The organism is Edwardsiella sp. EA181011 (genome assembly GCF_000800725.1).
Lineage (GTDB): Bacteria > Pseudomonadota > Gammaproteobacteria > Enterobacterales > Enterobacteriaceae > Edwardsiella > Edwardsiella anguillarum.
The window spans coordinates 88,085-112,987 of record NZ_CP011364.1; the positions used below are offsets into that span (position 1 = coordinate 88,085).

The 24,903-nt window shown below is 60.0% G+C and carries 26 protein-coding genes and 1 pseudogene; 15 read left to right on the forward strand and 12 right to left on the reverse strand.

What is annotated here, in order from left to right; all coding sequences use genetic code 11:
* Positions 1 to 248 precede the first annotated feature (248 nt).
* From QY76_RS00385 to rnk, 12 genes and pseudogenes are all read left to right on the forward strand, one after another.
* Positions 249 to 1,238 (forward strand): calcium/sodium antiporter, encoded by a 990-nt coding sequence (locus QY76_RS00385; protein ID WP_034162792.1) that lies wholly within the window; start codon positions 249 to 251, stop codon positions 1,236 to 1,238.
* Between the two features lie 54 nt (positions 1,239 to 1,292).
* Positions 1,293 to 2,278: pseudogene (gene kdsD / locus QY76_RS00390) on the forward strand (arabinose-5-phosphate isomerase KdsD).
* 15 nt (positions 2,279 to 2,293) lie between these two features.
* The gene (gene kdsC, locus QY76_RS00395) at positions 2,294 to 2,860 is read left to right on the forward strand and encodes a 3-deoxy-manno-octulosonate-8-phosphatase KdsC (RefSeq protein ID WP_034162795.1); all 567 of its coding nucleotides are present in this window, start codon (positions 2,294 to 2,296) and stop codon (positions 2,858 to 2,860) included.
* Positions 2,857 to 3,429: an LPS export ABC transporter periplasmic protein LptC gene (gene lptC, locus QY76_RS00400; RefSeq protein ID WP_034162796.1), complete on the forward strand. Its 573-nt coding sequence runs from the start codon at positions 2,857 to 2,859 to the stop codon at positions 3,427 to 3,429. The genes kdsC and lptC overlap by 4 nt, the downstream gene beginning before the upstream one ends.
* The gene (gene lptA, locus QY76_RS00405; RefSeq protein ID WP_034162797.1) at positions 3,404 to 3,961 is read left to right on the forward strand and encodes a lipopolysaccharide ABC transporter substrate-binding protein LptA; all 558 of its coding nucleotides are present in this window, start codon (positions 3,404 to 3,406) and stop codon (positions 3,959 to 3,961) included. The genes lptC and lptA overlap by 26 nt, the downstream gene beginning before the upstream one ends.
* 6 nt (positions 3,962 to 3,967) lie before the next feature.
* Positions 3,968 to 4,693: an LPS export ABC transporter ATP-binding protein gene (lptB, locus tag QY76_RS00410; RefSeq protein WP_012847370.1), complete on the forward strand. Its 726-nt coding sequence runs from the start codon at positions 3,968 to 3,970 to the stop codon at positions 4,691 to 4,693.
* A gap of 123 nt (positions 4,694 to 4,816) precedes the next feature.
* Positions 4,817 to 6,286: an RNA polymerase factor sigma-54 gene (gene rpoN, locus QY76_RS00415; RefSeq protein WP_034162798.1), complete on the forward strand. Its 1,470-nt coding sequence runs from the start codon at positions 4,817 to 4,819 to the stop codon at positions 6,284 to 6,286.
* A gap of 21 nt (positions 6,287 to 6,307) precedes the next feature.
* Complete coding sequence (hpf, locus tag QY76_RS00420; protein ID WP_034172536.1) at positions 6,308 to 6,595, forward strand: ribosome hibernation promoting factor; 288 nt, start codon at positions 6,308 to 6,310, stop codon at positions 6,593 to 6,595.
* 119 nt (positions 6,596 to 6,714) lie between these two features.
* The gene (ptsN, locus tag QY76_RS00425) at positions 6,715 to 7,179 is read left to right on the forward strand and encodes a PTS IIA-like nitrogen regulatory protein PtsN (RefSeq protein ID WP_071844090.1); all 465 of its coding nucleotides are present in this window, start codon (positions 6,715 to 6,717) and stop codon (positions 7,177 to 7,179) included.
* A gap of 108 nt (positions 7,180 to 7,287) precedes the next feature.
* Complete coding sequence (gene rapZ, locus QY76_RS00430) at positions 7,288 to 8,139, forward strand: RNase adapter RapZ (RefSeq protein WP_045425307.1); 852 nt, start codon at positions 7,288 to 7,290, stop codon at positions 8,137 to 8,139.
* Positions 8,140 to 8,146: 7 nt separating this feature from the next.
* Positions 8,147 to 8,419 carry a PTS phosphocarrier protein NPr gene (gene npr / locus QY76_RS00435; protein WP_012847365.1) on the forward strand — a complete coding sequence of 91 codons (273 nt, stop codon included), beginning with the start codon at positions 8,147 to 8,149 and terminating at the stop codon, positions 8,417 to 8,419.
* 165 nt (positions 8,420 to 8,584) lie between these two features.
* Complete coding sequence (gene rnk / locus QY76_RS00440; protein WP_034162801.1) at positions 8,585 to 8,995, forward strand: nucleoside diphosphate kinase regulator; 411 nt, start codon at positions 8,585 to 8,587, stop codon at positions 8,993 to 8,995.
* A gap of 36 nt (positions 8,996 to 9,031) precedes the next feature.
* On the opposite strand, the gene QY76_RS00445 is transcribed toward rnk, so the two are convergent.
* The 6 genes from QY76_RS00445 to deoC all read right to left on the reverse strand — a co-directional run bounded on the left by QY76_RS00445 (position 9,032) and on the right by deoC (position 14,432).
* Positions 9,032 to 9,541, reverse strand: coding sequence for a cytochrome b/b6 domain-containing protein (locus tag QY76_RS00445; protein ID WP_034162802.1), 510 nt, complete (start codon positions 9,539 to 9,541; stop codon positions 9,032 to 9,034).
* A 6-nt stretch (positions 9,542 to 9,547) separates the two neighbouring features.
* A complete protein-coding gene (gene cybC, locus QY76_RS00450; RefSeq protein ID WP_045425309.1) occupies positions 9,548 to 9,934 on the reverse strand; it encodes a cytochrome b562 in 387 nt (128 codons plus the stop codon).
* A 171-nt stretch (positions 9,935 to 10,105) separates the two neighbouring features.
* Positions 10,106 to 10,831 (reverse strand): purine-nucleoside phosphorylase, encoded by a 726-nt coding sequence (deoD, locus tag QY76_RS00455; RefSeq protein WP_045425311.1) that lies wholly within the window; start codon positions 10,829 to 10,831, stop codon positions 10,106 to 10,108.
* Positions 10,832 to 10,897: 66 nt separating this feature from the next.
* Positions 10,898 to 12,121, reverse strand: coding sequence for a phosphopentomutase (gene deoB / locus QY76_RS00460; RefSeq protein WP_034162804.1), 1,224 nt, complete (start codon positions 12,119 to 12,121; stop codon positions 10,898 to 10,900).
* Positions 12,122 to 12,221: 100 nt separating this feature from the next.
* Positions 12,222 to 13,544: a thymidine phosphorylase gene (gene deoA, locus QY76_RS00465; RefSeq protein WP_045425314.1), complete on the reverse strand. Its 1,323-nt coding sequence runs from the start codon at positions 13,542 to 13,544 to the stop codon at positions 12,222 to 12,224.
* Positions 13,545 to 13,652: 108 nt separating this feature from the next.
* Positions 13,653 to 14,432, reverse strand: coding sequence for a deoxyribose-phosphate aldolase (gene deoC / locus QY76_RS00470; protein ID WP_034162974.1), 780 nt, complete (start codon positions 14,430 to 14,432; stop codon positions 13,653 to 13,655).
* Between the two features lie 473 nt (positions 14,433 to 14,905).
* On the opposite strand from deoC, the gene QY76_RS00480 reads away from it, so the two are divergent.
* Together QY76_RS00480 and QY76_RS00485 are read left to right on the forward strand one after the other, a co-directional pair.
* Positions 14,906 to 16,456 carry a YjjI family glycine radical enzyme gene (locus QY76_RS00480; RefSeq protein ID WP_034162807.1) on the forward strand — a complete coding sequence of 517 codons (1,551 nt, stop codon included), beginning with the start codon at positions 14,906 to 14,908 and terminating at the stop codon, positions 16,454 to 16,456.
* Positions 16,428 to 17,291, forward strand: coding sequence for a YjjW family glycine radical enzyme activase (locus tag QY76_RS00485; RefSeq protein ID WP_034162808.1), 864 nt, complete (start codon positions 16,428 to 16,430; stop codon positions 17,289 to 17,291). Before QY76_RS00480 ends, QY76_RS00485 begins: the two co-directional genes overlap by 29 nt.
* Positions 17,292 to 17,351: 60 nt before the next feature.
* On the opposite strand, the gene QY76_RS00490 is transcribed toward QY76_RS00485, so the two are convergent.
* From QY76_RS00490 to QY76_RS00515, 6 genes are all read right to left on the reverse strand, one after another.
* Positions 17,352 to 18,617 carry a NupC/NupG family nucleoside CNT transporter gene (locus tag QY76_RS00490; RefSeq protein ID WP_174434948.1) on the reverse strand — a complete coding sequence of 422 codons (1,266 nt, stop codon included), beginning with the start codon at positions 18,615 to 18,617 and terminating at the stop codon, positions 17,352 to 17,354.
* 260 nt (positions 18,618 to 18,877) lie between these two features.
* The gene (locus tag QY76_RS00495; RefSeq protein WP_045425535.1) at positions 18,878 to 19,666 is read right to left on the reverse strand and encodes a TatD family hydrolase; all 789 of its coding nucleotides are present in this window, start codon (positions 19,664 to 19,666) and stop codon (positions 18,878 to 18,880) included.
* Complete coding sequence (locus tag QY76_RS00500; protein ID WP_034162810.1) at positions 19,666 to 20,682, reverse strand: patatin family protein; 1,017 nt, start codon at positions 20,680 to 20,682, stop codon at positions 19,666 to 19,668. Before QY76_RS00500 ends, QY76_RS00495 begins: the two co-directional genes overlap by 1 nt.
* Positions 20,683 to 20,904: 222 nt before the next feature.
* A complete protein-coding gene (gene prfC / locus QY76_RS00505) occupies positions 20,905 to 22,494 on the reverse strand; it encodes a peptide chain release factor 3 (protein WP_045425320.1) in 1,590 nt (529 codons plus the stop codon).
* Between the two features lie 194 nt (positions 22,495 to 22,688).
* Complete coding sequence (gene rimI / locus QY76_RS00510) at positions 22,689 to 23,135, reverse strand: ribosomal protein S18-alanine N-acetyltransferase (RefSeq protein WP_045425324.1); 447 nt, start codon at positions 23,133 to 23,135, stop codon at positions 22,689 to 22,691.
* The gene (locus tag QY76_RS00515; RefSeq protein WP_034162814.1) at positions 23,095 to 23,505 is read right to left on the reverse strand and encodes a DNA polymerase III subunit psi; all 411 of its coding nucleotides are present in this window, start codon (positions 23,503 to 23,505) and stop codon (positions 23,095 to 23,097) included. The genes rimI and QY76_RS00515 overlap by 41 nt, the downstream gene beginning before the upstream one ends.
* A gap of 195 nt (positions 23,506 to 23,700) precedes the next feature.
* Here QY76_RS00515 and rsmC point away from each other — a divergent pair, with 195 nt between their 5' ends.
* Complete coding sequence (gene rsmC / locus QY76_RS00520; protein WP_045425327.1) at positions 23,701 to 24,741, forward strand: 16S rRNA (guanine(1207)-N(2))-methyltransferase RsmC; 1,041 nt, start codon at positions 23,701 to 23,703, stop codon at positions 24,739 to 24,741.
* Positions 24,742 to 24,903 lie beyond the last annotated feature (162 nt).

Consider the following 24,903-nt stretch of genomic DNA (forward strand, 5'->3'; position numbering starts at 1 on the left):
CTCAAGCAAAACACAGCCATGTGCTTTTTCTAGGTTATTAATGCTATTTTTTCGTCACTATGACATTCAGACAGTGAATTTCCCGCCTTGATAGCAGCATAAGTTTTACTTTTATCCCGCCTACCGTCAAAATTAAGTGAACTACTTACTGCCAGCGGTATCGGTGGCCGACTGACCGCGTTCAGTTAGACGTTAGAACTGTGTCGCCGGACACTGAGGTCCGGACTTCATTCACCCAAGGATCCTGCATGCTGCTCGCCACCCTGCTAATGCTCATCGGTTTACTACTTTTAGTGTATGGCGCAGACCGTGTAGTGTACGGCGCAGCGGCCGTTGCGCATGCGCTGGGCGTGGCTCCGCTGGTCATCGGCATGACCATCGTCAGTATGGGGACATCCCTGCCCGAATTGACCATATCCCTGACTGCTACGTTGCATAATCAAATAGATACGGCCGTTGGTAACGTTCTGGGGTCGAACATCACCAATATCTTGCTGATCCTTGGCTGTGCGGCATTGATCCGCCCACTATCCGTGCGCTCCGATATCCTGCGGCGCGAACTGCCCCTGACCCTGGGGGCCACTATCTTGTGCGGTTTTTTGCTGTATGACAATCAGCTTAATCGTATTGATGGTGCTATTTTAATGGCCTTTTTCGGCGCATTCTTATGGTTAATGCTTAATATGGCCCACAGGGTAATGCCGGGCGGCCAGGATAGCTATGCCCGTGAGCAGATCGCGGAGCTACCGCGGGATACCGGCCTACCGGTCGCCCTGCTGTGGATGGCGCTCGGGTTTATTATCCTGCCGCTGGCCTCGCGCATGGTGATCGACAACGCCACGGTACTAGCCCGCTATCTGGGCGTCAGCGAACTGATCATCGGCCTGACGGTGATCGCCGTCGGCACCAGCCTGCCGGAGCTGGCAACGGCCTGCGCCGGCGCCATAAAGGGCGAGCATGATATTGTACTGGGGAATATCATTGGCTCCAATACCTTCAATATTCTGGTGGTACTGGGGATACCGGCGTTAATCGGCCCGCGCAATCCCCTCATCGACGGCGCCGCGTTTGCCCGCGACTACTGGGTGATGCTGGCCTTTACGCTGGTGCTGACCCTGCTGTGCCTGCGGCGTAGGCACAGCATCGGCCGCCTCGCGGGCGCGCTGCTATTGTGTGCGTTTATCGCCTATATCGGGCTGCTGTATATGCAGCCTTCGCTGATGTTGTATTGGGATTGACTCCCCGGGCAGGGTCCGCCGAGTCAGTGGTTTTGCGAGACGTGAGAAAACAAAATGTCACATATGGAATTTCAGCCGGATTTTGATTTTCAGCAGGCGGGGAAAGATGTCCTACGTATCGAGCGGGAAGGGCTTGCGCAGCTGGACCATTTCATCAACCAGGACTTCAGCCGCGCCTGTGAGGCCATGCTGCGCTGCAGCGGTAAGGTGGTGGTCATGGGGATGGGCAAATCGGGCCATATCGGGCGTAAGATTGCCGCCACCCTCGCCAGTACCGGCACCTCCGCCTTTTTTGTCCATCCGGGCGAAGCCAGCCATGGCGACCTGGGCATGGTAGAGCCGCGCGACGTCGTGCTGGCCATCTCCAACTCCGGTGAATCCCAAGAGATCCAGGCGCTGATTCCGGTCCTTAAGCGCCAGAGCGTCACGCTGATCTGCATGACTAACAATCCGGACAGCGCCATGGGCCGCGCGGCCGATATCCACCTGTGCATCCGGGTACCGCAGGAGGCCTGCCCCCTGGGTCTGGCTCCGACGACCAGCACCACCGCCACCCTGGTGATGGGCGATGCCCTAGCCGTGGCGCTGCTGCAGGCGCGCGGCTTCACCGCGCAGGATTTTGCCCTGTCTCACCCCGGCGGCGCGCTGGGCCGCAAGCTGCTGCTGCGCGTCAGCGATATTATGCACAGCGGAGACGAGGTGCCGACGGTCTCGCCAACGGCCTCGCTGCGCGACGCCCTGCTGGAGATCACCCGCAAAAATCTGGGGCTGACGGTCATCTGCGGCCCCAATGCGCATATTGATGGGATCTTTACCGACGGTGATCTGCGCCGTATATTCGATATGGGCATTGATTTAAATAATGCCAAAATCGCCGACGTCATGACCCGCGGGGGATCCGCATTCGTCCCACGGCGCTGGCGGTCGATGCCCTGAACCTCATGCAGGATCGCCACATCACCTCGCTGCTGGTCGCCGAAAACGATCGGCTGATCGGCGTGGTGCATATGCATGATATGCTGCGCGCCGGCGTAGTCTGAAGAAACGGAGCTTGCATGCAACAGAACACCTCCCCGATTGCCACCTGCTATGGACCGGTTTCCGCCGATGTCATGGCGCGCGCCGCGCAGACCCGCCTGCTGATCTGCGACGTGGACGGCGTCTTATCCGACGGGCTGATCTACATGGGCAACCAGGGTGAAGAGCTGAAGGCGTTTAACGTCCGCGATGGCTATGGCATTCGCTGCCTGGTCACCCAGGGGATTGACGTGGCGATCATCACCGGCCGCAGTTCACAGCTGGTGGCCGACAGGGCCGCCACGCTGGGCATCCGGCACCTGTATCAGGGGCAGTCCGACAAGCTTATCGCCTTTGAGCGCATCCTGTCCGATCTGCAGCTGGCCCCCCATCAGGCGGCCTATATCGGCGATGACCTGATCGACTGGCCGGTGATGGCGCGCGTCGGGCTGTCCGTCGCCGTCGCGGACGCGCACCCGCTGCTGTTGCCCAACGCGCACTACACCACCCGCATCGCCGGCGGTCGCGGTGCGGTGCGCGAGCTGTGCGACATAATCCTGCAGGCCCAGGGCAGCCTGGAACAGGCCAAAGGGCTGTCGATATGAGTACGAGCAAACGCTGGGTGATCATCCTGCTGACCCTGATCGCGCTGGCGCTGATTGGCTGGAATCTGGCGGATAACTCGCCCGACGGCGCGCCGACGACGCTAGATCCCAATACGCCGAACTACCAGAGCCAGCACACTCTGACCGTCGTCTACGATCCCAGCGGCAAGCTAAGCTATAAGCTGGTGGCGCAGGATGTACAGCACTACAGCGAACAGGGCGTGACCTGGTTTACCCGGCCGGTGCTGACGACCTTCGATCCCCAGGCCGCGGCGACCTGGTCCGTTCGCGCCGATAAGGCCAAGCTGACGAAAGATAACATGTTGTATCTCTATGGAAATGTAGAGGTCAATAGTTTGACGCCGACCTCGCAACTGGAAAGGATTACCACCGATAATGCGCAGGTGAATCTGGTTACTCAGGACATAAGCTCGGATGATGAGGTGACGCTGTACGGCAGCAATTTCACCTCTCATGGGTTGAAGATGCGCGGAAATATGCGGGATAAAACCGCACGGTTGATTGACAAGGTAAACACCTATTATGAAATTCAAAGCAAGCACCCTTAAACTGCGTGATCTGATCCTTGCCGGCGCCCTGTTGAGCGCCAGTGCCTCTGCGCTGGCCGTTACCGGTGATACCGATCAGCCGATTCACATCAACTCGATGCAGCAGTCACTGGATATGCAGGGTAACATCGCCACCTTCACCGGCGATGTTATCGTGACCCAGGGCACCATCAAGATCACCGCCGATAAGGTGGTCGTCACCCGCCCTAACGGACAGCAGGGCAGCGAAATCGTAGAGGCCTACGGTAACCCGGTCACCTTCTATCAGATGCAGGATAACGGAAAGCCGGTAGAGGGCCACAGCCAACAGCTGCGCTATGAACTGGCCAAAGACTATGTCATTCTGACCGGGAAGGCCTTTCTGAAGCAGCTCGACAGCAACATCGAGGGCGATCGGATTACCTATCTGGTGAAGCAGCAGCAGATGGAGGCCTTCAGCGATAAAGGCAAACGCGTGACGACCGTGCTGCTGCCGTCCCAGCTGCAGGATAAAGGCAACGCCAAACCGGCGCCTCAGAAGAAGAGTAACTGATTCGTTATGGCAAGATTAATTGCGGAAAACCTGGCCAAGTCCTATAAGGGGCGCAGGGTCGTAGAGAACGTCAGTCTGACGGTAAACTCCGGCGAGATCGTCGGCCTGCTCGGCCCGAACGGCGCCGGGAAAACCACCACCTTCTACATGGTGGTCGGTATCGTGCCGCGCGATGCCGGGCGCATCATCATCGATGACGATGACATCAGCCTGCTGCCGCTGCACGCCCGCGCCCGCCGCGGCATCGGCTATCTGCCGCAGGAGGCCTCCATTTTCCGCCGCCTGAGCGTTTACGATAACCTGATGGCCGTGCTGGAGATCCGCGACGATCTCAACGCAGAGCAGCGCGCCGATCGGGCCGATGAGCTGCTGGAAGAGTTTCATATCGCCCATCTGCGCGATAACCTGGGGCAATCCCTCTCCGGCGGTGAACGGCGCCGGGTGGAGATCGCCCGCGCGCTGGCCGCCAATCCCAAATTTATTCTGCTGGATGAGCCCTTTGCCGGGGTGGATCCCATCTCCGTTATCGATATCAAAAAAATTATCGAACACCTCCGCGATCGTGGCCTCGGGGTGCTGATCACCGACCACAACGTGCGTGAAACGCTGGACGTGTGCGAGCGAGCCTACATCGTCAGCCAGGGTAATCTGATAGCCTACGGCTCTCCCGACGAGATCTTGGCCGACGAGCAGGTCAAACGCGTCTATCTGGGTGAGGAGTTCCGGCTGTAAATAGGCTAGGCGTCATGTCCGCCAGGGGCGCCTTGCCATGCCGACTCTTTGTTTTTCGCCGGCGAGCTCCATTGCGCATCGCCGGCCACCACTGTCAGCAATCAAGGAACAGAACGCGCGATTATGAAGCAAGGCTTGCAACTCAGACTCAGCCAGCAGCTGGCCATGACGCCACAGCTGCAACAGGCAATCCGCCTGCTGCAGCTCTCTACGCTGGAGCTACAGCAAGAGATCCAGCAGGCGCTGGAAAGTAACCCGCTGCTGGAGCAACTGGAGCCGAATGACGAAGCCGACGGCGAAAGCGCCGACGACGACCGCGTGCAGGATGACGCCGACGCACGCGATGACGACGATCCGCTTGATACCCGCGATGCGCTGGAACAGCGCGAAATGCCGGATGAGCTGCCGCTGGACGCCAGCTGGGATGAAATTTACACCGCCGGCACCCCCTCAGGAACAGGAACGGACTACCACGACGACGAGCTGCCGGTGTTTCAGGGTGAAACGACCCAGACCCTGCAAGATTACCTGATGTGGCAGGTCGAGCTTACCCCCTTCAGCGAGACGGATCTGGCCATTGCGACCGCCATCGTGGATGCCGTCGATGACACCGGCTACCTCACGGCCTCGCTGGAGGAGATTCTGGAAAGCCTCGGCGATGAGCACGCCTTGCCGGAAGAGGTTGAGGCTGTCCTGAAGCGCATTCAGCGTTTCGATCCCGTCGGCGTTGCCGCCCGCGATCTGCGGGACTGCCTGCTAGTACAGCTCTCCCAGTTTGCGCCAGATACCCCCTATTTAAACGAGGCGCGCGGCATTGTCGATCGCCATCTCGATCTGCTGGGCAATCACGATTTCCGAAATCTGATGCGTTCGACTAAGCTAAAGGAAGAGGTGCTCAAGGAGGCGATGCAGCTCATTCAGAGCCTCGACCCGCGGCCTGGGCTCTCGATTAATACCGGCGAATCCGACTACGTTATCCCCGACGTGCTGGTCCATAAGCATCAGGGACGCTGGGTGGTCGAGCTCAATCAGGACAGCGTCCCGCGCCTGCACATTAACCAGCGCTACGCGGCGCTGGGTGCCCAGGCACGCAGCGACAGCGATAGTCAGTTTATTCGCAGCAATCTGCAGGAGGCCAAGTGGCTGATTAAGAGCCTGGAAAGCCGCAACGATACCTTGCTGAAGGTATCCCGCTGCATCGTCGAGCAGCAGCAGGCGTTTTTCGAGCACGGCGCAGAATCAATGAAGCCCATGGTGCTGGCCGACATCGCGCAGCAGGTAGAGATGCATGAGTCGACGATTTCCCGGGTGACGACGCAGAAGTTCCTGCACAGCCCGCGGGGGATCTTTGAACTGAAGTATTTCTTCTCCAGCCACGTCAATACCGAGGATGGCGGCGAAGCCTCCTCCACGGCGATCCGGGCACTGGTGAAGAAACTGATAGCGGCGGAAAATCCGGCGAAGCCACTGAGCGACAGCAAACTTACCACCCTGCTGGCAGATCAGGGTATCATGGTCGCCCGGCGTACCGTTGCAAAATACCGAGAGTCTTTGTCCATTCCACCGTCCAACCAGCGTAAACAGCTGGTGTGACACACCGAGAAGGAAGACATGATGCAGCTCAACATTACTGGACACCATCTTGAAATTACTGACGCCATCCGTCAGTTTGTCAGCGAGAAATTTGCCAAACTTGAGCAGTATTTTGACCGGATCAATCAGGTCAACGTCACTCTCAGTATTGAAAAGGTCGATCATATCGCCGAAGCAACGGTGTTTATCAACGGAGGAGAGCTGCACGCCTCGGCCCAGCAGGAAGACATGTACGCCGCTATCGATGTCCTGATAGACAAACTGGCCCGCCAGTTAAACAAGCATAAAGACAAACTGAAACAACATTAACATTGCCCTATGGCTGGCACGCCAGCCTACCGACCGGCGGCCTACCCTGCAAGGGTGGGCCGTTTAAGCCTTAGGGGCTTCGCGTCGCCGGCACACAGCAGCCTTTTTGAAAAAACACCATGAGTAATGACTTAACTATGCCCTTAAGCGTCGTGCTGACTCCGGAATGCACGCGCAACGCCGTCCACTGCGCCAGCAAGAAGCGCGTGCTGGAAATCATCAGCGAACTGGCCGCCGCCCAGCTCAACCTGCCGACTCAGGTCGTCTTCGACGCCATCCTGACCCGGGAGCGTATGGGCAGTACCGGGATCGGCAACGGGATCGCCATCCCCCACGGCAAGCTAGAAGAGGATACCCTGCGCGCCATCGCCGTCTTTATCCACCTCGATCAGCCTATCAGCTTCGACGCCATTGACAATCAACCGGTCGACCTGCTGTTTGCCCTGCTGGTACCGGCAGATCAGTGCAAAACACACCTGCAAACCCTATCGCTGATGGCGCAAAAGCTCTCGGATAAGGGCGTTTGCCGCCGCCTGCGCGCGGCGCAAAGCGATGAAGATCTGTACCAGATCATCACCGAATGATCCTCGCCCGCGCGATCCGAGGCTATCGCTGACGATCCAGGCTTGCTAGTATGATGAGCGGGCAGGCAATACCGGCCCGCGTAACAATAACAACAGGGGAGTGGTGATATGGTGCTGATGATTGTCAGCGGCCGTTCCGGTTCAGGGAAATCCGTGGCCTTGCGCGCCTTGGAAGATATGGGATTCTACTGCGTCGATAACCTACCGGTCGAGCTGCTGCCGGAGCTGGCACGCACCCTGGCCACCCGGGATACCTCCGCGGCGGTCAGCATTGACGTACGTAACATGCCCGAATCGCCGGAGGTGCTGGAGACGGCGATGGACCATCTGCCGGAGAGCTTTACGCCGCAGCTGCTGTTCCTTGATGCCGATCGCAATACGCTGATCCGCCGCTACAGCGATACTCGGCGCCTACACCCTCTATCGAGCAAAAACCTATCGCTGGAAAACGCCATCGATCAGGAGAACGAGCTGCTGGAGCCGCTGCGTTCCCGCGCCGATCTCATTATCGACACATCGGAAATGTCGGTGCATGAGCTGGCGGAGATGCTGCGCGCCCGTCTGCTGGGCAAGCGCGAACGCGAGCTAACCATGGTATTCGAATCCTTCGGCTTTAAGCACGGCATTCCCATCGACGCCGACTATGTTTTCGATGTCCGCTTCCTGCCCAATCCCCACTGGGATCCCAAGCTGCGTCCGATGACCGGGCTGGATAAGCCGGTGGCGGCGTTCCTCGATCGCCACACCGAGGTACACAACTTTATCTACCAGACCCGCAGCTACCTTGAGCAGTGGCTGCCGGCGCTGGAGAACAATAACCGTAGCTACCTGACGGTAGCCATCGGCTGCACCGGCGGTAAACACCGCTCGGTCTACGTCGCCGAGCAGCTGGCGGACTACTTCCGCTCGCGCGGAAAAAACGTGCAGTCCCGTCACAGCACCCTGGAAAAACGCAGGTAGGCCAACCATGAGCGTGACGCAAACCGTAGAGATCAAAAACCGTCTGGGCATGCATGCCCGCCCCGCCATGAAGCTGTTCGAGCTGGTGCAAACCTTCGATGCCGACGTCATTCTGCGCAATGAAAACGGCATCGAGGCCGAAGCCAACAGCGTGATAGCCCTGCTGATGCTCGACTCCGCGCAGGGGGGACAGATAGAGATTCAGGCCACCGGCCCAGACGAGCGCCAGGCGCTGGACGCCGTCGTCTCGCTGTTCAACGCCGGCTTTGACGAAGAGTGATCCTGGCCGGCGACTCCCCAATTTGTGAGCCAGCTCTCTTTTAAAAGCCCTATCGGCTTACTATGATCGCATCATGAATAGCCCTCGCCGCCCATGTCGGAACGGTGAGGGTTTTCTTTTGTGACGAGACAGGACGCAGCCATGCGTCATACCATGGAGAGAACAATGTCCCGACCAGCGATTATCATCAATGAATTGGACGCTGAGCGCCTCGACAGGCTGCTGGAGCGGCCAGCCTTTGCCGCCCAGCCCGTCGCCCAGGCGCTGAATGAAGAGCTCGATCGCGCCCAACTGCTGGCACCGGCGGCGATGCCCGCCGACGTCGTGACCATGAACAGCCGCGTACGCTTCCGCGATCTGAATACCGGTGAAGAGCATGTCCGTACCCTGGTATACCCCCACCTGCAGGATAGCGCCGGAGATGGCCTGTCTGTGATGGCGCCGATCGGCGCCGCGCTGCTGGGACTGCGCGTCGGCGATGCGATTCGCTGGACGCTGCCCAACGGCAATCAGACTCATATTGAAGTGCTGGCGCTGCTGTACCAGCCGGAGGCGGCTGGCGAGCTGCTGCGCTAAGGCTCACGCCCGCCGCTGCGGGCGTTTACGGCGGCCCTACTCCCCGCCGCGGCGCCCCGGCAGCATCGCGCTGATCAGATTCCGCCGCAGCCAAAACGACATCGCAAATACCGCCGCTATATGCACGCAGACCACCAGCGTCAGCGCATCGACCAACCAGGCATGCCAGACGTCCAACGGCCAGCGAAAAACCAGGTCGGTCCCCTGCCCCCAGCCCGTCAGCGCAATCAGTAACAGCAGTAGCCAGGTCGCCCAGATACCGAGGGCCCCCAGCGGATTGTGGTGCAGCGCCGGCGGCACCGTACGGGTGCGCAGCTCATGCAGATGGTGGATCAGCGCGCTTGGCGTCGGAATAAACGCCGAAAGGCGCGCCGCCCCACGCGCCCACGTCACGCCCCACAGCAGGCGTAACAGCACCAGCCCGGCAACCGTCAGGCCAATGGCCTGGTGCGGCGTACTGCCGGGCGCCGTCAGATACAGGCGGTTACACAGAAAGCCCAGCGCCACGCTCCAGTGCGTCAGGCGTACTATGGCATCCCAATGCATCGATGCTTAACGGTACTTTTTATGGTAGACGTTGCGCGTCTGCAGCATCTGCTGCGCCTCGGCCTTAGCCTGATCCAGCTGGCCGGCGTCCGCCAGCTTCTCCACCTTGTCTATCTGGCCGATCAGCAGATCCAGACCGTGGCGATAGTCCTTCATGTCCGCGCTGTCGGAGGCCTGTCCCTGCAGCTTGCTGGGGACCGCTGACTTCGCCGCCGTCGTCGCCGCACGCATTGCCGTCAGCGCCTGCTTAAAATCCTGCGCCGTCGTTGCCTGCTGCGCCTGTCGATAGCTTTGATTGATGACATCCATATCTTCGCTTACGCTGGCCGCCTGTGCCAGGGCACTGCCCACCATCATCGCCAGACCCGCCAATGCCAATACGCTCTTACGCATGCTTACACCCTCACGATTCATTAACATTTAATCACGCTAATAAACATAAAGAGTCTAGGGAACATTGGCAAGTCCCTGACCGGGGCAATGATGATGGTATTACCTATCGTTGTACAAAATAAAAAGGGGACCCCGAGGGTCCCCTTACGCTCGCGGCGAACGCGCTATGCGTTATGCCTGCTCCTGGTCACCCAGCAGTACAGACTCCAGCGCGATTTCGATCATGTCGTTGAACGTCGTCTGACGCTCCGCGGCCGTGGTCTGCTCGTGGGTACGGATATGGTCAGACACGGTGCAGATGGTCAACGCCTTCGCGCCAAACTCCGCGGCTACGCCGTAGATCCCGGCGGCTTCCATCTCTACGCCCAGAATGCCATATTTCTCCATCACGTCGAACATAGTCGGATCCGGAGAGTAAAACAGATCGGCGGAGAACAGATTACCTACGCGGACATCGATCCCTTTAGCCTTGGCGGCATCGGCCGCATTACGCACCATGTCGAAGTCGGCGATGGCGGCAAAGTCGTTGTCTTTAAAGCGCAGGCGGTTCACCTTGGAGTCGGTGCAGGCGCCCATGCCGATCACGACGTCACGCAGCTTCACGTCCATACGGACGGCGCCGCAGGAACCGACGCGGATGATTTTCTTCACGCCAAAGTCGGTGATCAGCTCTTTGGCATAGATGGAGCAGGAGGGGATCCCCATGCCATGGCCCATCACGGAGATCTTACGGCCCTTATAGATCCCGGTGAACCCCAGCATGCCGCGCACGTTGTTGACCTGGCGGACATCCTGCAAAAAGGTTTCTGCAATGTGTTTCGCACGCAGCGGGTCGCCCGGCATCAGAACAACATCGGCAAAATCACCCATTTCGGCATTAATATGCGGCGTAGCCATAACTTTAATCCTTCTCTCTTAACGCAATAGACAAGAAAGCGCCATCCTCATGGATGGCGCTGACAATCAGAACAGCGGCTTACCGTAAGCCATCGGCGACAGCCCGAAATAGTGGGCGACGGTCTGGCCGATATCGGCGAAAGTATCGCGCTCGCCCAGGGAGCCCGGCTTCACCTTCGGCCCGTAGACCAGCACCGGAATGTGTTCGCGGGTATGATCGCTGCCATGCCAGGTCGGATCGCAGCCGTGGTCCGCGGTGAGGATCAGGATATCATCCTCTTTAACCAGCGCCAGCATCTCCGGCAAACGGCGGTCGAACAGCTCCAGCGCGGCGGCATAGCCAGCCACATCGCGACGGTGGCCATACGAGGAGTCGAAGTCGACGAAGTTAGTAAAAACAATGGTGTCATTCCCCGCCTGACGCATCTCCTGCAGCGTGGCGTCAAACAGCGCATCGATACCGGTCGCCTTCACTTTCTTGGTGATGCCAACGTTGGCATAGATATCGGCAATTTTACCGATGGACACCACTTCACCCTGCTTTTCATCCACCAACTTCTTCAGCATGGTCGGTGCCGGCGGCTCTACCGCGAGATCATGGCGGTTACCGGTACGCTGGAAATGACCGGCTTTGTCGCCGACGAACGGCCGGGCGATAACGCGCCCGATGTTATAGCCACCCTTGTTCAGTTCATCGCGCGCAATCTCGCACAATTCATACAGTCTTTCCAGCCCGAATGTCTCTTCGTGGCAGGCGATCTGGAACACCGAGTCTGCGGAGGTATAAAAAATCGGCTTGCCGCTCTTCATATGCTCTTCGCCCAGCTGATCGAGGATCACCGTGCCGGATGAGTGACAGTTGCCCAGGTAGCCCGGCAGATTGGCGCGTTCGACCAGCGTATCCAGCAGCGCCTGCGGGAAGCTGTTCTGATGCTCGTGGAAATATCCCCAGTCAAACAGCACCGGGACACCGGCGATTTCCCAGTGGCCTGACGGCGTATCTTTACCAGAGGAGAGTTCGTTGGCATAACCATAGGCGCCGATAATCTCAGCGTTTTCATCCAACCCTTCCGGGAAACGGCCGGTCGACTCCAATGCAGCTTTACCCAGCCCCAGACGGCTCAGGTTCGGCAGATGCAGCGGCCCCTGGCGCCCAATGTCAGCCTCACCGCGTGCACAGGCACGGGCAATATGACCCAGGGTATCGGCGCCTTCGTCGCCAAAGCTTTTTGCATCCTTGGCCTCACCGATGCCAAAGGAATCCAGTACCATGATAAATGCACGTTTCATCTTACTCTCCCGCGCTTGCGCGCCAAGCGCCCGAACGGCGTCACGGGGACGGCGCGAACGGGCCAAAATCATCAGACTCGGTTTGGTATTGGCGTAACCCTTACTGCATGATACGGCGATACACCACCGGCGTCGGCTCAGGCGCACGCTCTCCCAGCGTCACCGCGGCGCGCACCGCCTCAGCGGCCTGCTGCCAGCTCGCTTCATCGCGGGCATGAACCACGGCCAGCGGACGCTGCACATCGACCGAATCACCCAGACGAACCATATCGGTTAGCCCTACGCTGTAATCAATGCTATCGCTGGCCTGACGGCGACCGCCGCCCAGCCCGACAACGGACATCCCCAGCGCACGGGTGTCCATTGCTGTGATAATACCAGCTTGTTCGGCAAATACCGGTTTGCACAGCACTGCCTGTGGCAAATAGTGGTCATAGCGCTCAACGAAGTCACGCGGACCGCCCTGCGCCGCCACCATCCGGCCAAAGATCTCTGCCGCCTTACCGTTGTCGAGCACCGCCTGCAGTTTACTGCGGGCCTCCGTCTGATCTGCGGCCAGTTTACCGGAAATCAACATCTCGACGCACAGCGCCATGGTCACCTCGAACAGACGCGGATTGCGCGCCTCGCCCGTCAGGAACTGTACCGCCTCGCGCACTTCCAACGCGTTGCCGGCGCTGGAGGCCAGAACCTGATTCATATCGGTCAGCAGCGCCGTGGTGCGGCAGCCTGCGCCGTTGGCCACGCCAACGATCGCCTGCGCCAGCGCCTCAGACAGCTCGAACGTCGGCATAAAGGCGCCGGAGCCAACCTTCACATCCATCACCAGCGCATCCAGCCCTTCGGCCAGCTTCTTGGCCAGAATAGAGGCGGTGATCAGCGGGATGGAGTCGACCGTCGCGGTGATATCGCGCGTCGCATAAAAACGCTTATCCGCCGGCGCCAACGAGCTGGTTTGCCCGATAATGGCGACGCCGACATCGGCAATAATGCTGCGGAAACGGCTGTCATCCGGGAAAATATCGAACCCAGGGATCGATTCTAGCTTATCCAGCGTACCGCCGGTATGCCCGAGGCCGCGACCGGAGATCATCGGCACATAGCCGCCGCAGGCGGCGACCATCGGCCCCAGCATCAGAGAGGTAACGTCTCCCACGCCGCCGGTCGAATGTTTATCGACAATCGGCCCGTTCAGATTCAGGGATTTCCAGTCCAACACGGTACCGGAGTCCCGCATCGCCATGGTCAGCGCCACGCGCTCCGGCATGGACATGTCATGGAAAAAGATCGTCATCGCCAGCGCGGCGATCTGCCCCTCGGAGATTGTGTTATCCCGTATCCCGTTGATAAAAAAGCGAATCTCTTCTTCACTCAGCGCATGACCGTCGCGCTTTTTGCGGATAATTTCTTGAGCCAGAAACAAGGTAACCCCCTGTTAAACTGATTGTTAGGCCAGGATCGTCTGCGCGATCCGTGAGAGGTAAATGCCCTTGACGTCAGTCAGGCCGCCCAGCGGCGGCCTGTTCCCGCATCAGTAGCTGCTGCCGGTGCCCTTGGCGTCATAGCCTAAGGTCTGCAGCAGGCTAGCCAACAGGCTGGAGGCGCCGAAGCGGAAGTGACGGCTATCCGCCCATCCTTCACCCAGCAGACGATCGGCCAGCGCCAGATACTGCGCCGCATCCTCCGCCGTACGCACGCCGCCGGCCGGCTTGAAGCCCACGCGCTTCGCCACGCCCATATCGCGGATCACGCTCATCATGATTTCAGCGCTCTCCAGCGTGGCGTTAACCGGCACCTTACCGGTCGAGGTCTTAATAAAATCAGCCCCGGCCTTAATTGAAATTTCAGACGCCTTACGGATCAGCGCAGCGTCTTTCAGCTCACCGGTTTCAATAATCACCTTCAGCAGTACATTGGCGGCGACGCAGGCCTCTTTACAGGCTTTCACCAGATCGAAGCCCACCTGCTCGTTGCCCGCCATCAGGGCACGGTACGGGAAGACTACATCCACTTCATCCGCGCCGTAGGCGATCGCCGCACGGGTTTCCACCAGCGCGATCTCGATATCATCGTTACCGTGCGGGAAGTTGGTCACCGTCGCAATGCGTACGTCCGGCGTACCCTGTTCACGCAGGGTTTTACGGGCGATGGGGATAAAACGGGGATAAATACACACCGCAGCGGTGTCACCCGCCGGGCTTTTTGCCTGATGACACAGGGCGATCACTTTCTCGTCGGTATCGTTGTCATTCAGGGTCGTCAGATCCATCAGGCGCAGTGCGCGCTGAGCGGCAGTTTGTAACTCGGTCATAATACTCTCCAACTGGCTGAACGCGGCCCATGCCGGTTCAATCAAAAAAAACGGGACGAAGGTTTTAACGGCCTGCGCCGTAAAGCGATCCCACACGTTGGCGAGCGGACTTGGTTCCCTGAAGAGACATCCGGCCACGCCGGTATGTCATTGAGATCCATCTCACCGCACACAGCCCTTCTGGTATGATTATTTGAACACAAAACCTCCGTCATATTTGTGTTCACTGTCACATTAGATGAAAATCTGAATGTAACATAGGATCGCATTATGTGATTGACATCACATATAAATCATAACTATCGCCAAAATCGATGCTAACGCGCAAACGCGCGCAGGCCACGGCATTACACTGGCCAATCTCCGCTGTCCGCCGGTGAACCCCGCAGGCGCGACGCCGGGATACCATACCGTTACAGGACACAGCCCTGCGCTCATCCTGATCATCGCTCTCATCGCCCAGGACAACGATCATGCCTGAAACCTCTGCCAATGCACTGCACCAGCGCTGTATGGCTATCGCCTGCGATCCCCATCTCTCCGCCCTGCAAAAACGCCACTTTCTTGCACTGGAGGCAGAAAACGATCTGCCTTACCCCGCCCTACCGGAAGCGGCTCGCCAGGCGCTGGACGACGGCGTCATCTGCGATATGTTTGAAGGCCATGCGCCCTATAAGCCCCGCTACGTGCTACCGGACTACGCCCGCTTCTTGGCCAACGGCTCTGAGTGGCTGGAGCTGGAGCCGGCGCAGGGCTTTGACGATGCCCTCTCCATGCTGACCATCCTGTATCACCATGTCCCATCCGTCACATCCATGCCGGTATTTTTGGGGCATTTAGATCAACTATTGCTTCCATATGTTGGAATTTTAACAGAGAACGAATTATATATCCGCATAAAACGCTTTTGGCGTTATCTGGATCGCACTTTTCCCGATGCCTTTATGCACGCAAACCTGGGGCCGTCAGATAACATCCTGACACGCCTATTTTTACGCGCGGACGCAGAGCTGGCTCAGGTCGTCCCCAACCTGACCTTCCTCTATCACCCTGATATCACACCTACAGAGCGCCTGCAGCAGGCCATTGAAAACATCTGTACCTGCAGTAAACCGCACATCGCCAACGCGCCGCTGCATGATAATATTTTCACAGCGGGCGGCTACGGCATCGTCAGCTGCTACAACGCGCTGCCGCTGGGCGGCGGCGGCAGCACCCTGGTCCGGATGAACCTGAAAGAGGTGGCCCTGCGCAGCCGGGGAGAAGAGGACTTCTTTACCCGCACCCTGCCTGACTATTGCCGGCGCCAGACCGACATTCTCCGCGCCCGCAGCGACTTTCTGTTCACCCGTTCCCATTTCTTCAGCCAGAGCTTCCTCGTGCATGAAGGGCTGATCGACGCCCAACGTTTTGTGCCGATGTTCGGCATCTTTGCCCTGGCAGAGGCGGTCGATATTCTGTGTCAGCAAAGCGGCAGCGCCGCCCGCTACGGTCAGGATGAGACGGCCAACGCCTTAGGCTATCGGATCAGCGCCTGGCTGGATGCGTTTGTCCGCGCGACCCCGCTCCCCCATGCCTGGCAGCAGCGCGCGCTGCTGCATGCCCAATCCGGGATCAGCAGCGATCGGGATACGACGCCCGGCGCCCGCCTTCCCTATGGCAGCGAGCCGGATCCGATCGGCCATCTGATGGCCGTCGCGCCGCACCACGCCTATTATCCCGCCGGGATCAGTGACATCCTGACCCTCGATCCCACGGTGAAAAGCAACCCACAGGCCCTGATGCAGCTGTGCCTCGGCGCGTTCTCCGCCGGAATGCGTGAATTCACGGCCAACGTCAGCGGCAACGATCTGGTGCGGGTAACCGGCTATATGGTGCGCCTGTCCGATCTGGCGCGCTATGGACAGGAGGGATCGCGGCTGAACACCACCTGGCTGGCGGAAGAGGCGGCGCGCAATACGGGTATGCTGGAGCGCCGGGCGCGCGTGATAAGCCATGAACAACAGACGCGCTTTAGTCAGTAAGCTGCTGCCCTTCTCCTGCGTGGATGGGCCGGGCAGTCGTCTGGTACTGTTCCTGCAGGGCTGCAACCTGCGCTGCCGCAGCTGCCATAACCCCTATACCATTGGCCGCTGCGACGACTGTGCCCAATGCGTGGCGACCTGTCCGCATCAGGCGCTGTCGCTGCAGGCGGGAAAGGTGCTCTGGGATGCGCTCTCCTGCCGGCAGTGTGATACCTGTCTACAGGGTTGCCCACGTCGGGCGAGCCCAATGGCGCTATCCCTCAGCGTCGACGATGTGTTGATGCAACTGCGCCGTCAGGCGGCATTTATCAAGGGGATCACCGTCAGCGGGGGAGAGGCGACGCTGCAGCTGCCTTTCCTGCTGGCGCTGTTTCAGGCGATACGTCGCGATCCGGGGCTGCAGGCGCTCGACTCTCTGGTCGACAGCAACGGTGAACTGTCAGAGCCTGGCTGGACACGGCTAATACCGTGGTGCGACGGCGTGATGGTCGATCTCAAGGCCTGGGACGACGAGCGCCACCGTTGGCTAACCGGGCGCGGCAATCGGCGCATCCTGCACAGTATTCGTTGGCTGGCACGGCGGCGACGCCTGGCGGAGCTGCGCCTGCTGGTGATCCCGCAGCACAGCGACTACCTGGCCCACATCGATGCGCTGGCCGAATTTATCCTGTCGTTGGGCGATGTGCCCGTCCGCCTCAATGCCTTCCATCATCACGGCGTCTATGGCCCGGCGTCAGCGTGGCGACCCGCCGCAGAGGCCGATATCGAACGGGTGGCCCAGGCGCTGGAGGGCCGCGGCGTCGGCGCGGTGATCCGCCCGGCGCTCTACCTATAAATAAAAACGCGCCCCGGCCAATGACGGCGAGGGCGCGTGACCACCTTGTGCAGCGCAGGATTACAGCGCCAGGAAGAACCCGGCGATGGTGGCGCTCATCAGGTTGGAGAGGGTTCCTGCCGCGACGGCGCGCAGGCCGAAGCGGGCAATCTCATGACGACGCTTCGGCGCCATACTGCCCAGCCCGCCCAGCAGGATCGCCACCGACGAAAGGTTGGCAAAGCCGCACAGCGCGAAAGAGATGATCGCCTTGGTATGGCCGGAAAGCACCTGCAGACCGGCCGCCGCGACGTCGGCATCCGCCTTCAGGTATTCACCGAAGTTCATATAGGCGACGAACTCGTTAACGATCAGTTTCTGGCCGATGAAAGAGCCGGCAATCTGCGCCTCGCTCCAGGGTACACCGATCAGGAAGGCGATCGGGGAGAATACCCAGCCCAGGATCAGCTCCATCGACAGCTGCGGGTAGTTAAACCAACCGCCAATCCCGCCCAGCATGCCATTCAGCAACGCGATCAGGGCAATAAACGCCAGCAGCATTGCACCGACGTTCAGCGCCAGCTGCAGACCAGAGGCTGCACCGGAGGCCGCAGCGTCAATCACGTTGGCCGGACGATCCTCTACCGCCACCAGCGTGGTAGCATCTTCACGATCGTGGGTCTGCTCGGTTTCCGGCACGATCAGCTTGGCAAACAGCAGGCCGCCCGGCGCCGCCATAAAGGAAGCGGCGATCAAATACTCCAGCGGCACGCCCATCTGGGCATAGCCGGCCAGCACCGAACCGGCAACGGAGGCCAGGCCACCGCACATGACCGCGAACAGTTCCGACTGAGTCATGGTGGCGATATAGGGGCGTACCACCAGCGGCGCTTCGGTCTGGCCGACGAAGATATTGGCCGTCGCCGACAGCGACTCGGTACGGGAGGTGCCCAGCAGCTTGTGTAGCGCGCCGCCCAGCACGCGGATCACCAGCTGCATGATCCCCAGATAATAGAGCACGGCAATCAGCGACGAGAAGAAGACGATCACCGGCAACACGCGCAGGGCAAAGACAAACCCGCCGCCGCCGAACAGCTCAAACATCTTGTCGGATACCAGCCCGCCAAACATGAACGAAATGCCCTGATTACCATAGGCGATAACGTTTGCTACGCCGGTAGACATCGCGCCCAGCATATCGCGGCCAGCGGGCACATACAGAACAAAGGCGCCAAGGCATACCTGAACGACGAAGGCGCCGGCCACGGTACGCACCCTAATGGCGCGGCGGTTGTTGGAAAGCAGTACGCCGAGCAGGATCAGCGTGACCATTCCCACAACACCCATTAAAAGTTGCATGGTTATTATCCCTGTTGTGTGAGTCTTAATAAGGCTTACACGCCCAATGGCGCAAGCCGTCTCCTGGTGCCAGGCAAAAAACAGGAGGGGTCCATCGCCGGCGGGCGGATTATAACGGGGCTCCCGCGATGTTTGCGCGCATTGCTCACAAATTTATACAACTTGAAGCAAGTTAAATTGTTAAAAAGTGACGCATATCACATCACTTAATCGTTTACGTGCGTAAAAAACCGGCGATTCGGCGCGTGTCAGGCGCGCGGGGGGAAGTGAAATAGGCGGTGCGTGTTGTCATACAGCACCTGGGCTATCTGCGCAGGCGTTTCACTGCGCAGTGCGCACAGGGCCGCAAATACCCGCGTCAGCTGCTCCGGGCGATTGGGCGCGCCCTGGTAACCGGATAATGGCATATCCGGCGCATCGGTCTCCAGCAGCAGCGCCTCCAGCGGCAGCGCCGCCACCGCGGCGCGGGTCTTGCTCGCCCGTGCGTAGGTAATCGTGCCACCGACGCCAATCGCATACCCCAGACGCACGAAGGCCTGCGCCTGGGCCAGACTGCCGGCAAACCCGTGCACCACGCCGGTGCGCGTTAGCCGCCGCTGGCGCAGCGTCTTCGCCAGCAGATCGTGGCTGCGACGTGAATGCAGGATCACCGGCAGATCGTAGCGCTGAGCTAGAGTCAGCTGATCCTGCAGCAGACTCAGTTGACGCGCCGGCTGGCGGACGTCACCGTAGTGATCCAGCCCGATCTCGCCCAGCGCGACCACCGCCGGATCGGCCTGGGCCAGCAGCGTATCCAGCGCTGCAATATCCGTATCCCGATGGTGCTCGATGTATAGAGGATGCAGCCCCAGCGCCACATGCAGCATCGGATAGCGATGGGCAAGCGCCAGCACCGGCGCAAAACGAGAGGCATCGATGCTGGGCACAATGATGTCGCAGATCCCCGCCGCCCGGGCGCGGCGCAGGCTTGCCGCCTCATCGCCGCAGAAGGGAGCGAAGTCAAAATGGCAATGGGTGTCGATCAGCGCCGCGGCGATCACAGCGTCTCCCCCGCTGGCTGACGCACGGCTTCATGCGCCAGCGGCGGCACGGACGGCCTCGCCGGGCCATGGGCATGCGCCGGCAGGTCACGCGGCAGCAGCCAGTGCCCAACGGCCGCCAGAAAATAGCGGGCGCAGCGCCGTCCCAGATGGTAATCCGTGTTCAGTGATGCCACCGTACTGCCCAAGGCATGGCTCGCCAGCGGTTTGGGCGGATAAATCTCAAAGATACGCAGACGTCCCGGCGGCTGCTCAATAAAACGCTGGGTGCGACGATAGCTCTTCTCATGGCGCTGCATCATCCGCACCATCTGCTGCAGACTGCTCTCACTGAGCAGCGACTCCATGCGTTTCACCCAGCGGGGCGTGTAGAACATCTGAGACGGCACGGTGCGTATCACCACGATGGTATCGGCGCCCAGCCGGTACGCCTCGCGCACCGGCACGGCGTCTGCGATGCCGCCGTCCTGGTAGATCACGCCGTTCAGCTCCACCCCGCTGCGGTAAAAGCCGGGGATGGCGCTGCTGGCCTTGATCACCTGCAGCCAGCTATCGCGCTGCGCCGGAAAATAGGCCGCGCTAAAGTCATCGCTACGGCTGGCGACCATATAAAACTGACGCTGCTGTCCCAGCATACGCTCGGCGCGATCGAAAGCCAGCGGCATATCGCGGTAGGTGCAATCCACCAGCCAATCCAGATCAATAAGATGCCCGCCGCGGACAAAGCGCAGCGGGTTAAAAAACTCGCTGCGGGTGGTATAGCGGGTGATCACCCGCCGGGCATAGCCAGCCTGACCACAGACAAAGGCCGACAGGTTCTGGGCTCCGGCGGAGGTTCCCAAATAGAGATCGAAGGGGTTGAAGCGCGCGCGCAGAAACTCATCCAGCACCCCGGCGGTAAAAATACCCCGCTGTCCCCCGCCCTCGCACACCAGCGCGATGTTGCCAGGATGGTAGGGTTTATAGGCCAGGGGCTCAATGTTGCCCAGCGTAATCGGTATTCTGTATCCCACTCTACAACCTCATGACAACGCGCTCAGCCGCTATGTTGCCCCGCCAAACGGGGCGGCTCACATGGATTAAGCATACCTTGGATAAGGCTTTGGGATAAGTCCAGCGCAGGAGGGAAATATTATCATTCTGTCCGCTTTAACGGACGATGCGGCGCAAATAAGACGGCGGGCCGAAAGGCCCGCCGCGATCGTCCCGCCAACGCCCAAAAGGGGCTAGACCGATCAGTGTTCGCGCGTCTTGCGGAAGCGCACCTCAGGATAACGCTCCTGGGTCAGGTTCAGGTTCACCATGGTCGGTGCGATATAGGCCAGGTTGTCGCCGCCGTCCAGCGCCAGGTGCAGCTCGTTCTTACGCTGAAACTCATCGAACTTCTTGGCGTCGTCACATTCGACCCAGCGCGCGGTAGACACGTTAACCGACTCGTAGATCGCCTCAACGTTATATTCGCTCTTCAGGCGGGCCACCACCACGTCAAACTGCAGTACGCCGACCGCGCCGACGATCAGATCGTTATTGGCCACCGGACGGAAGACCTGTACGGCCCCCTCTTCCGACAGCTGCACCAGCCCTTTCAGCAACTGCTTCTGCTTAAGCGGATCGCGCAGGCGGATGCGGCGGAACAGTTCCGGGGCGAAGTTGGGGATCCCGGTGAACCTCATCTCCTCGCCCTGGGTAAAGGTATCGCCGATCTGGATGGTACCGTGGTTGTGCAGACCGATGATATCGCCCGGGTAGGCCTCCTCCACGTGGGCGCGGTCGCCGGCCATGAAGGTCAATGCATCGGCGATCACCACATCCTTACCGGTGCGAACCTGGCGTAGCTTCATCCCCTTGTCATAGCGGCCGGAGACCACGCGCATGAAGGCGACGCGGTCGCGGTGCTTCGGATCCATGTTGGCCTGGATCTTAAACACAAAGCCGCTGAATTTTTCTTCGTCGGCGCTGACCTCGCGCACATCGGTCATCCGCGGCATCGGCGCCGGCGCCCAGGCCACCAGGCCGTCCAGCATATGATCCACGCCAAAGTTACCCAGCGCGGTACCGAAAAAGACCGGCGTCAGCTGACCGTTGAGGAAGGCCTCCTCTTCAAACTCGGTAGATGCTCCCTGCACCAGCTCCAGCTCCTCGCGCAGCTGGGCCGCCAAGTCCTCGCCCACCGCGGCGTCCAGCTGCGGGTTATCCAGCCCCTTAATCACCCGAACCTCTTGGATGGTATGCCCCTTACCGCTTTGGTACAGGTAGGTTTCATCCTTGTACAGGTGGTAGACTCCCTTGAACAGCTTACCGCAGCCGATAGGCCAGGTGATCGGCGCACAGGCGATCCTCAGCTCGCTCTCCACCTCATCCAGCAGCTCCATCGGATCGCGGATATCACGGTCGAGTTTGTTCATAAAGGTCAGGATCGGCGTATCGCGCAGGCGGGTGACTTCCATCAGTTTGCGGGTGCGATCCTCGACCCCCTTAGCCGCATCGATCACCATCAGGCAGCAGTCCACCGCCGTCAGGGTCCGGTAGGTATCCTCGGAGAAATCCTCGTGCCCCGGGGTATCCAACAGGTTGACCAGACAGTCATGATACGGAAACTGCATCACCGAGGTGGTAATGGAGATACCGCGCTGTTTCTCCATCTCCATCCAGTCTGACTTGGCATGCTGGCTGGAGCCACGGCCTTTTACCGTTCCGGCGACCTGGATCGCCTGTCCGAATAGCAGCACCTTTTCGGTGATGGTGGTTTTACCGGCATCCGGATGAGAAATAATGGCAAAGGTGCGCCGTTTGGCGACTTCGCGGGCGTATTCACTTGGCGACATGATTTTCTATTCTGTATTGAGCTGCCCTGCCCGCGGACGCGCGCAAACGGCGTCCATCGGCGGGCAACACAGGCGTAAATGGGTAATCAGCGCGCCATTTTCCCTGATTTATCCAGGTTAGACAACGCGCAATTTCAGGCGTCCTGCCGCGGGCAGGGGAATACCATCGCGCCGCGGGCGTGCGAAAAAGACGGCTACCCCAGCGGCAGCGCCATGATACGAGCATCCTCACGGCCGTCCGCGGTCGGATAGTAGCCGCGCCTCAGCGATACCTCATTGAACCCCAGCGCATGATACAACGCGATGGCGGCCCGATTGGAGTCCCGCACCTCCAGCCACAGCGTCACCACGCCGCGCTCGGTCAGATCGTCAATCAGGCGCAGCAGCAGCGTACGCCCCAGCCCCTGACGCTGATAGGCGGGGGCAACGGCCACGTTGAACAGCGTCGCCTCATCCAGCACCACCTGCGTAATGGCAAAGGCGGCCAGCTGCCCCAGAGATTCCAGCTTCAGGTTATAGTAACGCTCGCCCTGATTGCTGAGAAAGGTGCTATGGGTCCAAGGAAATGCGTGACTGGCGCACTCCACGGCATAGGCGGCATCAGTGTCCGCCGGGGTCAGAGAAGAAATGATGTTGCTCATGACAAATTTGCTGCCACAGGGCGCGCTTGGCGCCGGGGTTATGGTAAAGCGCACCGAGCGCCGGAGAGCGGAGGCAAACCTCAGGGGAGGCAGACTCCCCCAGCCACCAACACAGGTAACGCTGGCGATCGCTGAGCATCTCATACTGCTCCGGCGTCAGGATCACCGCCTGCTCCGCCGTCAGCGACAACGCGCGTAGAATATCGCACAGTAACAGATCGTCCGGCGACAGGGGAGCCTCAGACACGATAAGCAGCCGTGTCTGCGCCGACAGCGTAATCGCGACCTCGCCGCGCAGTAGCGCCGGGCGACGCAGGACCCATTGGGTTATCCCCAGCTGCTGTAAAAGTTGATCGCGTCGCGAAGTCATACTGCCCCTGTCGGTTCTGCGCCGCCGCCGCGGCGGAATCCAGTGATACCTGTCTGCGCTACTATGCTAACAAACCCGTCGCGACGGCACCATCGCACCGTGCAGCGGATCGCCAGCGCCGCGGTGAATGGTGCGTTTCAGAACGCGGGTGAAAGCTCTATAATCACCGGTCAGCCTAATGAGGAGTTTTGTGCCATGTCCGCTTTTACCCCGGCCAGCGAAGTCGTGCTTCGCCACGGCGAAGAGTTTGAGCCACGCCGCGTCCTGTTCGCCGGCGATCTGCAGGATACGCTGCCCGCGCAGTTTAACGCCGTTGAAGTCCGCGCCCACACCACCCAGTACCATCACTGGCAGGCGCTGCATCCCGCCATGGGCGAGCGCTGCCTGTTCTCTCTGACCATCACGGCAGAGTTCGCCGCCGGCGTCGATACCCTGATCTACTTCTGGCCCAAGAGTAAGCCAGAGGCGCTGTTCCAGCTGACTCAGCTACTCTCGCAGCTGCCGGTCGGCTGCGATGTGTTTATCGTCGGTGAAAACCGCGCCGGCGTCCGCAGCGCCGAAGAGCTGGCGTCCGATATGCTAACGCTGAACAAGATAGACAGCGCCCGCCGCTGCGGCCTATATCACGGTCAGCTGGCCCAGCCGCCCCGCTTCGATCTGAACGACTGGTGGATGTCCTATGACACCGGCAGCCTGCGCATCGCCACGCTGCCGGGCGTATTCAGCCGCGACGGGCTGGACATCGGCAGCCATCTGCTGCTCTCTTCGCTGCCCCACGGCCTGGAAGGACGAGTCCTGGACGTCGGCTGCGGCGCCGGGGTGTTATCCGCCGCCATCGCCCGCATGTCGCCGAAGACCCATCTCACCCTGAGCGATGTGAACGCCGCCGCCCTGACCGCCAGCCGGCAAACGCTGGCGCAGAATGAAATCGACGGCGAGGTGCTCGCCAGTAACGTCTTCTCCGATATCAGCGGCCGCTTCGATCTGATCATCTCTAACCCGCCGTTCCATGATGGCGTACAGACCAGCCTGCTGGCCGCGCAGACCCTGATCCGCGGCGCCGTCAGCCACCTGCAGCTGGGCGGCGAGCTGCGTATCGTCGCCAACGCCTTCCTGCCCTATCCGCAGGTGCTGGACGCCATATTCGGTCGCCATGAGGTCGTGGCCCAGACCGGGAAATTCAAGGTGTACTCCGCCATTCTCGACCGGGCGGCGCTGGAGCACAGCCGTCGATAGACGCCGGGGCCGGCGTGCGTCGGCCTTTTTTTCAGCGCAAAACGGTTAAATTACGCCTCACGCGCCCAAATTTGCACCGATCGCAGAAAATTCAGGAAATAACTGTTGACGCCGCGACGAAAATCTCTAGAATTCGCCTCCGTGGTTACGTTACTCCAGCAG

Bases quoted from the DNA above. Each gene is read 5' to 3' on its own strand.
- deoC (WP_034162974.1), bottom strand. From the start codon at position 14,432: ATGACCGAGTTACAAACTGCCGCTCAGCGCGCACTGCGCCTGATGGAT.
- rpoN (WP_034162798.1), top strand. From the start codon at position 4,817: ATGAAGCAAGGCTTGCAACTCAGACTCAGCCAGCAGCTGGCCATGACG.
- cybC (WP_045425309.1), bottom strand. From the start codon at position 9,934: ATGCGTAAGAGCGTATTGGCATTGGCGGGTCTGGCGATGATGGTGGGC.
- prfC (WP_045425320.1), bottom strand. From the start codon at position 22,494: ATGTCGCCAAGTGAATACGCCCGCGAAGTCGCCAAACGGCGCACCTTT.
- rnk (WP_034162801.1), top strand. From the start codon at position 8,585: ATGTCCCGACCAGCGATTATCATCAATGAATTGGACGCTGAGCGCCTC.
- lptA (WP_034162797.1), top strand. From the start codon at position 3,404: ATGAAATTCAAAGCAAGCACCCTTAAACTGCGTGATCTGATCCTTGCC.
- rapZ (WP_045425307.1), top strand. From the start codon at position 7,288: ATGGTGCTGATGATTGTCAGCGGCCGTTCCGGTTCAGGGAAATCCGTG.
- rimI (WP_045425324.1), bottom strand. From the start codon at position 23,135: ATGAGCAACATCATTTCTTCTCTGACCCCGGCGGACACTGATGCCGCC.
- lptC (WP_034162796.1), top strand. From the start codon at position 2,857: ATGAGTACGAGCAAACGCTGGGTGATCATCCTGCTGACCCTGATCGCG.
- deoD (WP_045425311.1), bottom strand. From the start codon at position 10,831: ATGGCTACGCCGCATATTAATGCCGAAATGGGTGATTTTGCCGATGTT.
- QY76_RS00485 (WP_034162808.1), top strand. From the start codon at position 16,428: ATGAACAACAGACGCGCTTTAGTCAGTAAGCTGCTGCCCTTCTCCTGC.
- QY76_RS00445 (WP_034162802.1), bottom strand. From the start codon at position 9,541: ATGCATTGGGATGCCATAGTACGCCTGACGCACTGGAGCGTGGCGCTG.
- QY76_RS00515 (WP_034162814.1), bottom strand. From the start codon at position 23,505: ATGACTTCGCGACGCGATCAACTTTTACAGCAGCTGGGGATAACCCAA.
- QY76_RS00490 (WP_174434948.1), bottom strand. From the start codon at position 18,617: ATGGGTGTTGTGGGAATGGTCACGCTGATCCTGCTCGGCGTACTGCTT.
- lptB (WP_012847370.1), top strand. From the start codon at position 3,968: ATGGCAAGATTAATTGCGGAAAACCTGGCCAAGTCCTATAAGGGGCGC.
- kdsC (WP_034162795.1), top strand. From the start codon at position 2,294: ATGCAACAGAACACCTCCCCGATTGCCACCTGCTATGGACCGGTTTCC.
- rsmC (WP_045425327.1), top strand. From the start codon at position 23,701: ATGTCCGCTTTTACCCCGGCCAGCGAAGTCGTGCTTCGCCACGGCGAA.
- npr (WP_012847365.1), top strand. From the start codon at position 8,147: ATGAGCGTGACGCAAACCGTAGAGATCAAAAACCGTCTGGGCATGCAT.
- QY76_RS00480 (WP_034162807.1), top strand. From the start codon at position 14,906: ATGCCTGAAACCTCTGCCAATGCACTGCACCAGCGCTGTATGGCTATC.
- deoB (WP_034162804.1), bottom strand. From the start codon at position 12,121: ATGAAACGTGCATTTATCATGGTACTGGATTCCTTTGGCATCGGTGAG.
- hpf (WP_034172536.1), top strand. From the start codon at position 6,308: ATGCAGCTCAACATTACTGGACACCATCTTGAAATTACTGACGCCATC.
- QY76_RS00385 (WP_034162792.1), top strand. From the start codon at position 249: ATGCTGCTCGCCACCCTGCTAATGCTCATCGGTTTACTACTTTTAGTG.
- ptsN (WP_071844090.1), top strand. From the start codon at position 6,715: ATGAGTAATGACTTAACTATGCCCTTAAGCGTCGTGCTGACTCCGGAA.